Genomic DNA, 11,273 nt, shown 5'->3' on the forward strand with positions numbered 1-11,273 from the left:
ATAGCAAGAGTGAACCACCTGATCCCTTCCCGAACTCAGAAGTGAAACCTCTTAGCGCTGATGGTAGTGTGGGGTTACCCATGTGAGAGTAAGTCATCGCCAGCTCATTATTCGAAACACCCCCTGACTAGTGCAGGGGGTGTTTTTTTATGTGTGGAGAAAAGGGGAAAAGAAGATAAGCAGAAGCATAAAACAGGGAGATGATAAAAATATTGATAGATTGTGGCTTGAATTATTTAAACATGGATGATTATTAGACAATAAACGCATTTAAAAATCATCAATTGAAGGAATTCTCAGCTTAAAAATGTCGGAAAACCTGAATGTAAGTCAGCTAAAACAACAGTTTAAATGCCTAATTATCGACTTAAGTGATGGCTGATGCCTTATGATTTAGAAATCTACGACCTAGATCGTAGAGTCTGGTTTTTTTCTATAAAATTTGAGTTTTATTCTGACAATTTTCATATCAAATAATCTATCGTCTGATTGTGATTTAGCTTCTAATAACACATTGATAATTAATCATTATAAAAACTAGACCCGCAGTCCATCGACTTTTTTATGTATAAATATTTCAAAAATATTCGAGTTTTTATGACATTTTATTCCCAAACAACATGGATATATCTGAAAGGTATGGGTCTATACCTTTGTAATTTTGGACAATTTACAGTCAAAAACGGCATTGTAGCGAAAAATAAAACTCACAATTGGAGGTGAGGTTCAATGTCTACAAGCACAATGAATGTGAATAGCGTTGTCGATAACGCTAAGTTCACAAAATCGCATTTCAGCATCATGATGTGGTGTCTAATTCTTATTTTATTTGATGGTTACGACTTAGCGATCAATGGTGTTGCGCTGCCTTTATTAATGAAAGATTGGGGATTAACAGCTGTTCAAGCAGGTATGCTAGCGAGTACAGCACTTGCAGGGATGATGTTTGGTGCCATGATGTTTGGTACTTTGGCTGATAAGATTGGTCGTAAAAAAGTCATCATGATCTGTGTATTTTTATTCAGTACATTCACATTTTTAGGTGGTTTTGCTTCAAATCCTACGGAATTTGGTGCTTTACGTTTTATTGCTGGACTTGGCATTGGTGGAGTATTACCGAACCTTGTGGCATTGACGTCTGAATATGCACCTAAGCATCTACGCAGTACTTTAGTGACCACTATGTTCAGTGGTTATGCAATGGGTGGCATCATGGCGGCTCTCTTTGGTTCATGGTTTACTGCGGATTATGGCTGGCAAATCATGTTCTTCATTGCGGGTATTCCACTGTTACTGTTGCCATTTGCTTGGAAATTTTTACCTGAATCGCTCACATTTTTGGTGAAGGTGAATCGTCATGATGAAGCACGTCGTATGATTCAAACCATTGCACCTGAACAAACCGTGACTGCAAATACTCAACTGGAACTGACTGAAGTTGCGGTTCCGGGTGGAACGTCTGTTAAAGCGTTGTATAAGCAAGGTCGTGGCGTAAGTACGATGTTGTTTTGGCTGTGTTTCTTTATGTGTCTATTAACGCTTTATGCATTAGGCAGTTGGTTACCAAAACTAATGATGGCCGCAGGTTATTCATTAGGTAGCAGTTTGACCTTCCTATTGGCGATGAATATTGGTGCCGTAATTGGTACGATTGGCGGCGGTATTTTAGCGGACAAATTCCACTTAAAACCGGTGATCATTACATTATGTCTTGCAGGTGCTGTGGCACTATCTTTACTCGGCTTTAATTCACCACAGCCTGTGATCTATCTTTTGGTTGCTGTCGCAGGTGCATCGGCAATTGGTTCACAAATCTTGCTGTATAGCTATGTTGCACAGTACTATCCGTTGTCTGTACGTTCGACAGGTATTGGATGGGCATCTGCAGTCGGTCGTACAGGTGCGATTGTTGGCCCTATTCTGATCGGCTATTTATTATCACAAGAATTGCCACATCAAATTAACTTTATGGCCGTGGGAATTCCAGTGGTGATCGCAGCGATTGCAGTGTTCTTTATTCGCAAAGCGCAAACGGATGAAGAGGTTGCCGCTCTAGAAAATGTGAATAAGGCTACAGTCAAAACACAGCGTTCGTATAGTTAAAATTTAGATTTAAAAAAGCCCGTTATTTGATGGGCTTTTTTATGTTGTACTCATAAATTTTATCATTGAATTTAGGTTGAATGATTTATTAAAAAATTGATAAATAATGAGATTTAATATTTTTAAACAGCTCTTCTAATTTAATTTCATCGTTATATAGAGACTCGATCATACGTTTTTCAGTGCAAGCAGAGATCTGAAAATAGGGGATGAAGTTCAGGGCGTATAAGTAATCAAGTTTGAGGCTTGAGGTTCATTTTGTTACTTAAATATAGTGAACTCTGTGCTCAGTCAGCGCATGATAGAGGCATAGATTTATTCACATTTATCAATAATGTCTCAAGATCATGGAAATATCGTCATGTCCAAAGCCGTACAAGATATAAAAGATTATCCGCTCTATGTTGCAGGTAAAGCAGCGACTACCGATCAGTGGTTAGAAGTGAATCAAAAATATACCCAAGACGTATATGCACGCGTTGCGCTCGCAGATGCTGCAACCATTGAAAAAGCCATTGATTCAGCGGTCAAATCTAGTGCTGCAATGGCGGCATTGGAACCTTTTCAAAAACAAAAAATTTTACTGCACTGTGTAAAACGCTTTAATGAAATGCGTGCAGAATTGACTGAAATTTTAATTGCGGAAGGTGGAAAACCGCGTAAAGCCGCAGCTGCTGAAGTTGAACGTTTAATCAATACCTTTCAAATTGCTGCCGATGCTGTCACACAGATGGATGATGGTCGTATGATACCATTGGCGGTTACCGCAGCGGCATCCGGTTATCAAGGCATGGTCAAACATGTGCCGATAGGCCCTGTATCGTTGATTAGCCCGTTTAATTTTCCGATCAATCTTACTGCGCATAAAATTGCACCCGCCATTGCTGCAGGTTGTCCATTTGTGTTGAAACCTGCAAGTTTGACGCCTATTTCAGCTTTAAAAATTGCGGAAGTTTTAGCAGAAACGGATTTACCAAAAGGTGCCTTTTCGGTTTTACCTTGTCCACGTGAACATGCAGATGTCTTGGTCACTGACGACCGATTTAAACTGCTCAGCTTTACCGGTTCCGATGTGGTTGGTTGGGATATGAAAGCGCGTGCGGGACGTAAAAAAGTGACTTTGGAGCTCGGTGGCAACGCTGCGGTATTGGTTGAGCCTGATACTGAAATTTCAGCGGCATTTATTGAACGCTTAGTCGGTGGGGCGTATAACCATGCAGGGCAGGTGTGTATCAGCGTACAACGCATCTTGGTGCATGCTGATATCTATGCCGATGTGAAGAAAAAACTCGTGGCGAGAATGAAGCAGCTTAAAGCGGCTGATCCTCACTTGGAAAGCACCATGGTCGGTCCAATGATTAAGGAAGCTGAAGCAACACGCGTGCATAAATGGGTCGATAAAGCAGTAAAAAAAGGTGCCAAAGCATTGGTTCGTGGTGAACATCGGGGGGCTTTGCTCGATCCAATTTTATTGGAAAATGTCGATGAATCACTAGAAGTGTATAAAGATGAAATCTTTGGCCCTGTCGCGATTTTAGAGAAATACAAAAATTTTGAAAAAGGCATCGCCAAAATTAATAGCAGCCGTTTTGGTTTACAGGCGGGCATCTATACGCAAAATTTGAATAAAATGTTGTATGCGTGGAATCACTTAGAGGTCGGTGGAGTGATTATTAATGACATTCCATCTTTCCGTGTCGATAACATGCCATATGGTGGCGTAAAAGATTCTGGCTTAGGCCGTGAAGGAATTCAGTCTGCCATTCGAGATATGCAAGAAGAACGCGTATTGGCGATAAAATTGTAGCCATTTAAACATGGGCTTGGTTCAGTATGGATCTGTTCGAAGCCCATTTTTTAATCATTTCAAAAACTAAAGTGCATAAGAAAAAATGAAACGAATTTTATTATTGGTCAGTTTGATGACCGTGAATATGGCTGTCTTTGCCTTTAACGCCACTCAAATGGTGACCGATGCACGCAGTCAAATTGGGAAAACCTTATATTATGATCCTGCGTATACTGCACTGCGTTATCCGATGGGAGATGTCCCTTTAATCAAGGGTGTTTGTACCGACGTGGTAATTCGTGCATTACGACAGCAAGGGATTGATTTACAACAAGCCATTCATGAAGATATGAAAGCCAATTTTAAGCAGTATCCACAAAAATGGGGCTTAAAAGGAACCGATAAAAATATTGATCATCGACGTGTTCCCAATATTCAAACTTGGATGCAACGTCAGGGCTTTGTTGTCAAAGATAAGCAGTATTTGGCAGGAGATATTGTCACTTGGGACTTAGGACGTGGTTTAGTGCATATCGGCGTGGTTTCAGATCGTAAAATGAAAGGTAGCGGGGTTCCGCTGATCATCCATAATATAGGAGAGGGCACACAGGAAGAAGATCTTTTGCATGCCTATCAAATTACCGGACATTATCGAGTGAAATAACTTTAAAAATTTAATTGGAAATAAAATATTCCTAAAAGTTATATTATTAATAACTTAAATTGTATGAAAAATAAGCTGATTAAATGAACATTTAAGCCTAAACACATTATAAAAATGGAATATTTGCCGTAGAAATTACAGAAAAACTTAAAAAAAGTGAGTATTGTTAATTCATACAAAGGGAAAGTTATTTGTGGTGTTTTTAACCAAAATGCGCATGTGATTTTTCTGTTTGCAATTTGGTATAGACGCTCACAAGGTATCTCACCAGATCAAACACCCAGAATTTTATTTTTATGGTTCTTTTTTTGCTCGCGATATAACCATAACAAGCAGCAGTTAAAGATGCCTGAGGTTTAGGTGTTCTATGTCAGATAATCGTGAAATCTGGTCGGCACGATCAGGATTTATCATTGCCGCTATTGGTTCCGCTGTAGGTTTGGGAAACATTTGGCGTTTCCCTTACGTGGCGTATGAAAATGGTGGCGGTGCATTTTTAATTCCCTATTTAATTGCAATTTTTGCAGCGGGTTTGCCTTTATTGTTCTTAGATTATGCAGTGGGGCATAAATTCCGAAAAGCACCGCCAACTGCATATAAAAAACTTATGAACAGTGAGGCATTAGGCTGGTGGCAAGTGATGGTGACACTCATCATCGGGATCTACTATGCCAGCGTATTGTCATGGGCCGGTAGTTACATGTATTACGCCATTGGACAACAATGGGGCTCAGATACGGAAAGCTTTTTCTTTAAAACCTATCTACAAAATGGTGATGGCTTAACATTTGGTTTTGTTCCGACTTTATTTGTTGGTTTAGTCATTGTTTGGGCTGTGGTGATGTTCATTCTCTATGGCGGTGTACGTCGTGGTGTAGAACTTGCCAATAAAATTTTTATGCCGTTATTGATCGTGTTATTTAGCATTTTAGTCATTCAAGCATTGCGTCTACCGGGTGCGGCAGAAGGCTTAAATGCATTCTTTACGCCAAACTGGGAAGCGATGACCGACTATAAAGTATGGTTAGCAGCCTTTGGTCATATCTTCTTCTCGTTATCGATTGGTTTCGGGATCATGTTGACCTATGCGTCTTACTTAAAAGCAAAAACCAACTTAACCGGTTCAGGTGTAGTCGTTGCATTAGCCAACTCATCATTTGAAATCTTAGCGGGTATTGGCGTCTTTGCAGCACTTGGTTTCATGGCACAAAGTTCAGGTGTACCTGTAAAAGAAGTAGTATCTGGTGGTATTGGTTTAGCCTTTATTGCCTTCCCGAAAATCATTTCGAGTATGGGGGCAGGCGGTGATTTGTTTGGCTTCTTGTTCTTTGCTTCGTTGGTGGTTGCAGGGATTACCTCTATGGTGAGTATCTTGCAAGTGCCAATTGCAGCGTTTCAAGACAAATTGGGTTGGTCAAAAAATAAAGCTGTAACGATTGTTGCGGGCGGTTCAGCAATCGTATCTACACTTTTATTCTCTACACAAAGTGCCATTACTTTTGTTGATATCATTGACTACTTTGCCAATAACATTGGGATCGTGGGTGGTGGTTTACTCTCTATTATTTTGGTGTCGTGGTTCCATCGTCCATTGATGAAACAATTACAAGAGCATGCAAATCAATACTCAAGTATCAAGTTGGGTCAAGGTTGGAATTTCTTATTGACCGTGATCACCCCAATTTCATTATTGGTTGCACTTGTATTGACGATTAAGGCTGTCGCAACTGAAGGTTATGGCGGTTATCCTGCAACGACACTTTGGTTGGTGGGTGGTTCGGTATTGGCCTTCTTTGTATTGGGTTCTGTTCTATTAAGCTTGTGTAAAGACAAAGGTCCAGAGGAGAATTAATATGAATACATCTGCAATGATCATGATGATTTTATCAATTGTTTTGCTATGGGGTGGTTTACTTTTAGCGACGATTCATTTGGTGAAAAATCCTGACGAAGCTGAAGATTAAATTTAGAATGACGAAAAAAATGCCCGATGAAATCATCGGGCATTTTTTATGATTGTTTACATCTAAAAAGGTGTTTATTGATTTAGGCCGTTTTTACTATACGGCAATAATAGAAACCATCACCATAACCGACTTTTGGGAAAAGTTGACGGCCATGGATCTGTTCCATACCCCAGTCTGCCTCAATTTTGACTTCTTGAGCATCTGCATGATTAGCAAAAAACTCAACTATTTGCTGTTCATTTTCAGCTTTTAAAATCGAGCAAGTGATGTAAAGCAAGGTGCCGCCGACTTTAAGCTGCTTCCACATGTTTTCCAAAATTTGCTTTTGTAACACTACCGTTTTCGCAATGTCGCCCGATTGACGTAGTAAACGAATGTCAGGATGACGACGCATTACACCCACAGCGGTACATGGCGCATCGAGCACGATGCAATCAGCAAGTTCAGGAGCAGTATAGGTGACGGCATCGGCAGTTTGGATTTCGACATGTTTACCATCGAGATCCAAACGATCAAGGTTTTCAACCACACGTTTCAGACGTTTCTCATCTTGGTCGAGTGCGATGAGTTTCTTTGGTTGGAAGGTCTCTAAAATGTGTGCTGTTTTACCACCCGGCGCAGCACAAGCATCAATCACAAATTTACCGTCAAGATTTGGCAATAGTGTTGCGCAAAGCTGAGCATGTTCATCTTGTACCGAAAAACCACCTGCTTCAAAGCCCGGCAGGCTTGGAATGTGTAGGCTTTCGTCCATCACAATGCCGACATCAGACAGTTCACAGCGATGCGCATCGATACCTTCATCTTCCAAAATATCGAGGTATTCGTCACGGCTGACCTGACGTGTATTGACACGCAAAGTCAGTGGCGCAATTTGTTTAAGCTCATAACTGAGTTCATCAAATTGTTCACCCCAGTCTTTTTTCAGACGTTTGGTTAACCAACTTGGTAAATTGGTCGCTTGTTCAAGTACATCGTAGAACTGTTCTGTTTCACGTGTTGCGCGGCGCAAAATCGCGTTGATTAAGCCACTTAGACTGCCCATACCCAATTGTTTTGCAGCGTCTACCGTTTCGGAAATTGCAGCATGAGCCGCGACACGGGTACACAATAATTGGTACAAACCAAGGTATAAACAGGTTTCAACCACTTGGTTATCTACCGGTTTAGACAGTAGCGGTAAAGTCAGTTGTTTCAATGCATACCATTGACGTAAACAACCGAGCACCAATTCATGGAATAAAGCACGGTCTTTGTCCGATACAATATTCATTTGCTGCGCGAGGACAGATTGCAGCGATTGACCATTTTGGACAGCCAATAACGTCTTCACTACCTGAGCACGTAAATTAAGGTCTCGGGTCGAGGCGTTGGAAGATTGCTTCATTATAAAATTTGTCCAATAGTCAATTTTTGGGTTTGTAAAATTTGTACAGGGTTGAGTGGTTTAGCACCCGGCCATTGCAAAGAAGTCAAAATAATCACGCTGCCATTGGCACAGGCAACGTGTATGCCTTTTTTATCGATGGCAATGATTTCACCTGCTTGAGCATTCGGTGCAGACGCAGCAGAAAGTTCAGAATGCCAAACGCGTAAATTGTTTTGTTCATCTAACTGAATAAATGCTACCGGCCACGGATTAAAGGCACGGATGTTGCGATCGATTTGTACGGCATCGATGGACCAATCAATTTTTGCTTCAGCTTTTGATAGCTTATGTGCATAAACTGTTAATGCTTCGTCTTGAACTTCACGGCTGTCTAAATATTGCTGCAATGTTTGTTCAGTGTCTAAAACGGCAGCAATTGCAGTTGCACCTTGCTCTGCAAGTTTGTCATGCAAAGTTGCAGAGGTATCCGTTGCTTCAATCGGGCAGATGGTTTTATACATCATGTCGCCTGTATCGAGTCCGGCTGCCATTTTCATAATGGTGACACCTGTTTCAATATCACCTGTTGCGATGGCACGTTGAATCGGTGCTGCACCACGCCAACGTGGCAGCAATGAACCATGAATATTCAGGCAACCATATTTCGGGGTATCTAGCACGACTTGCGGCAAGATCAAACCATAGGCTGCAACCACCATAACATCGGCATTTAAGGCCTTTAATTCCGCTTGTGCGGCTAAACCTTCTTCAGTCGATGATTTGAAATGAAGGGGTTGGTAAACAGGAAGATGGTGCTCTAAAGCCAATTGCTTTACGGCAGAAGCTGTGAGTTTTTGTCCACGTCCAGCTTTGCGGTCAGGTTGAGTGTATACCGCAACAATTTCATGTTGTGTGTTGAGCAATGCAGCTAGTGCTGTTGCGGCAAATTCTGGCGTACCGGCAAAGATGATTTTCAAAATGAATGAACCGAATCTGTGTTGAATATGTGGATTATAGCAAATGATTAATGCGTAATTTAGAACATTAGAAATTGATTTTTGCAACTTTGAAGCTGTCCAAGCTCAATGATTTCATAACCCAAAATCGCAAATTTGCAATTTTTAAATAAATTATATTTATATAAAATTTAAAAATTATTCATGAAAGTTTTGTATTGTGCAGCCATTGATGGCGGTATAGTAGATTTCAGTTAAAAGATTTTTGTCGTCAAATCACTCGTTTTTATTGATAGACCCATCTGCCCAAATCTCAGCTTAAAAAGCCATCTTTAAAAACAATGGCTTGGTGTATGATAGGTTTAAAATTCGACTGATTTTACATCATTGTCAGTATGATTTAGCCAGAGTGAATCTGTAGGATTCATTTCAAGCTCAAACTTTGTTGGAAATATAAAATGCCTGACTATCGTTCAAAAACATCGACACACGGAAGAAATATGGCGGGTGCGCGCGGCTTATGGCGCGCAACTGGTATGAAAGATGAAGACTTTGGTAAACCAATTATTGCCGTCGTGAACTCATTTACTCAATTTGTACCGGGTCACGTTCATCTTAAAGACCTTGGTCAACTCGTGGCGCGTCAAATTGAGCAAGCAGGCGGTGTAGCCAAAGAGTTCAATACCATTGCGGTTGATGACGGTATTGCGATGGGTCATGACGGTATGCTGTATTCATTGCCTTCACGTGACTTGATTGCAGACTCTGTTGAATACATGGTGAGCGCACACTGTGCCGATGCCATGGTATGTATTTCCAACTGTGACAAAATTACTCCAGGGATGTTGATGGCGGCAATGCGTTTGAACATTCCAGTGGTATTTGTCTCTGGTGGTCCAATGGAAGCGGGTAAAGTTAAAATCCGTGGTAACGACAAAGCCATCGACTTAATTGATGCCATGATTGTGGCTGCAGATGACAACTATACCGATGAAGAAGTAGCAGAATACGAACGCTCTGCATGCCCAACTTGTGGTTCATGCTCAGGTATGTTCACCGCAAACTCAATGAACTGCTTAACAGAAGCATTGGGCCTGTCTTTACCGGGTAACGGTTCTACACTGGCAACACATGCAAACCGTAAAAAATTATTCGAACGCGCAGGCTCTTTAATTGTTGAATTGGCTAAACGTCATTATGAACAAGATGATTACAGCGTATTGCCACGTGAAATGGTGACCAAAGCCTCGTATGAAAATGCCATGACTTTAGACATCGCGATGGGTGGTTCAACCAATACCGTTCTACACTTGTTGGCGGCTGCCAATGAAGCGGGTGTTGATTTCACGATGGATGACATTGACCGTTTATCTCGCAAAGTGCCTGTTCTATGTAAAGTTGCACCTGCGAAAAACGACGTACATATGGAAGATGTACACCGTGCTGGCGGTATCATGTCCATTCTCGGTGAATTAGACCGTGCAGGCTTATTGGACACATCTGTAGGTACTGTTCACGAAGCAAGCTTAAAAGATGCTTTAGATAAATGGGACATTATCCGTACTGAAAATGAAGACGTTTACCAATTCTTCCGTTCAGCGCCGGGCGGTGTACCAACGCAAACTGCATTCTCACAAGATCGATATTACCAACGACTAGATGGTGACCGTGAAAATGGCGTGATCCGTAATGCTGAACATGCGTTCTCGAAAGACGGTGGCTTAGCTGTGCTTTACGGCAACATTGCGCTCGATGGTTGTATCGTAAAAACTGCGGGTGTAGATGATTCAATCTTGAAATTCAACGGTACTGCACGTGTGTTTGAAAGCCAAGATTCAGCAGTAGAGGCGATCTTGGGTAATGAAATCAAAGCCGGTGATGTGGTTGTGATTCGCTATGAAGGCCCACGTGGTGGTCCGGGTATGCAAGAAATGTTGTACCCAACCAGCTACTTAAAATCGAAAGGTCTAGGCAAAGAATGTGCGTTATTGACTGACGGTCGTTTCTCTGGCGGTTCATCAGGCCTTTCAATTGGTCACGTATCTCCAGAAGCAGCAGAAGGCGGTGCAATTGGTTTGGTGGAAGATGGTGATTTAATCGAAATCGATATTCCAAACCGTACCATCAACTTAGCTGTTGATGACGCTACGATGGCGGCTCGCCGTGCAGCGCAAGAAGCCAAAGGTTGGCATCCAGTTGAAGAGCGTCCACGCAAAATTTCGAAAGCATTGAAAGCGTATGCAATGCATACCACGAGTGCGGCGAAAGGCGCAGTACGTGAAATCTAAACTTTAGATGTTTATAGGACTTACGCACTATCATTTATAGATTCTCTGTGGTAGCAGATGATTTTTATCGAGAATAAAGTCATCAATGAAGTTTTTGATAATTGGTCTAAATAATTTCTTCTGCCAACGATATATAT

General features: G+C 41.4%; 8 protein-coding genes, 1 rRNA gene and 1 pseudogene. 7 read left to right on the plus strand and 3 right to left on the minus strand.

Going from position 1 to position 11,273, the window contains the following annotated elements:
* From rrf to FTU83_RS15935, 6 genes are all read left to right on the plus strand, one after another.
* Positions 1 to 105, plus strand: a 5S ribosomal RNA gene (gene rrf / locus FTU83_RS15910); the annotation flags it as partial.
* A 624-nt stretch (positions 106 to 729) separates the two neighbouring features.
* Positions 730 to 2,103, plus strand: coding sequence for an MFS transporter (locus tag FTU83_RS15915; RefSeq protein ID WP_180107262.1), 1,374 nt, complete (start codon positions 730 to 732; stop codon positions 2,101 to 2,103).
* Positions 2,104 to 2,464: 361 nt separating this feature from the next.
* A complete protein-coding gene (locus FTU83_RS15920; protein ID WP_180107264.1) occupies positions 2,465 to 3,910 on the plus strand; it encodes an aldehyde dehydrogenase family protein in 1,446 nt (481 codons plus the stop codon).
* 85 nt (positions 3,911 to 3,995) lie between these two features.
* On the plus strand, positions 3,996 to 4,556 hold the full coding sequence (locus tag FTU83_RS15925) for a DUF1287 domain-containing protein (protein ID WP_180107266.1): 561 nt from the start codon (positions 3,996 to 3,998) through the stop codon (positions 4,554 to 4,556).
* Between the two features lie 367 nt (positions 4,557 to 4,923).
* Positions 4,924 to 6,408, plus strand: coding sequence for a sodium-dependent transporter (locus tag FTU83_RS15930; protein WP_180005360.1), 1,485 nt, complete (start codon positions 4,924 to 4,926; stop codon positions 6,406 to 6,408).
* 1 nt (position 6,409) lies between these two features.
* On the plus strand, positions 6,410 to 6,520 hold the full coding sequence (locus tag FTU83_RS15935; protein WP_180005359.1) for a methionine/alanine import family NSS transporter small subunit: 111 nt from the start codon (positions 6,410 to 6,412) through the stop codon (positions 6,518 to 6,520).
* A gap of 82 nt (positions 6,521 to 6,602) precedes the next feature.
* Here FTU83_RS15935 and rsmB read toward each other — a convergent pair whose 3' ends face one another.
* Positions 6,603 to 7,910, minus strand: a complete 1,308-nt coding sequence (rsmB, locus tag FTU83_RS15940) for a 16S rRNA (cytosine(967)-C(5))-methyltransferase RsmB (RefSeq protein ID WP_180107269.1) — start codon at positions 7,908 to 7,910, stop codon at positions 6,603 to 6,605.
* The gene (fmt, locus tag FTU83_RS15945; RefSeq protein WP_180005357.1) at positions 7,910 to 8,869 is read right to left on the minus strand and encodes a methionyl-tRNA formyltransferase; all 960 of its coding nucleotides are present in this window, start codon (positions 8,867 to 8,869) and stop codon (positions 7,910 to 7,912) included. Before fmt ends, rsmB begins: the two co-directional genes overlap by 1 nt.
* Positions 8,870 to 9,306: 437 nt before the next feature.
* Between fmt and ilvD the strand changes: the two genes are divergently transcribed.
* Positions 9,307 to 11,136 (plus strand): dihydroxy-acid dehydratase, encoded by a 1,830-nt coding sequence (gene ilvD, locus FTU83_RS15950; RefSeq protein WP_180107271.1) that lies wholly within the window; start codon positions 9,307 to 9,309, stop codon positions 11,134 to 11,136.
* A gap of 30 nt (positions 11,137 to 11,166) precedes the next feature.
* Here ilvD and FTU83_RS15955 read toward each other — a convergent pair.
* A pseudogene (locus FTU83_RS15955) lies at positions 11,167 to 11,273 on the minus strand (IS701 family transposase); the annotation flags it as partial.

The organism is Acinetobacter sp. YH12152 (genome assembly GCF_013418285.1).
In the GTDB taxonomy this organism is placed as follows: domain Bacteria; phylum Pseudomonadota; class Gammaproteobacteria; order Pseudomonadales; family Moraxellaceae; genus Acinetobacter; species Acinetobacter amyesii.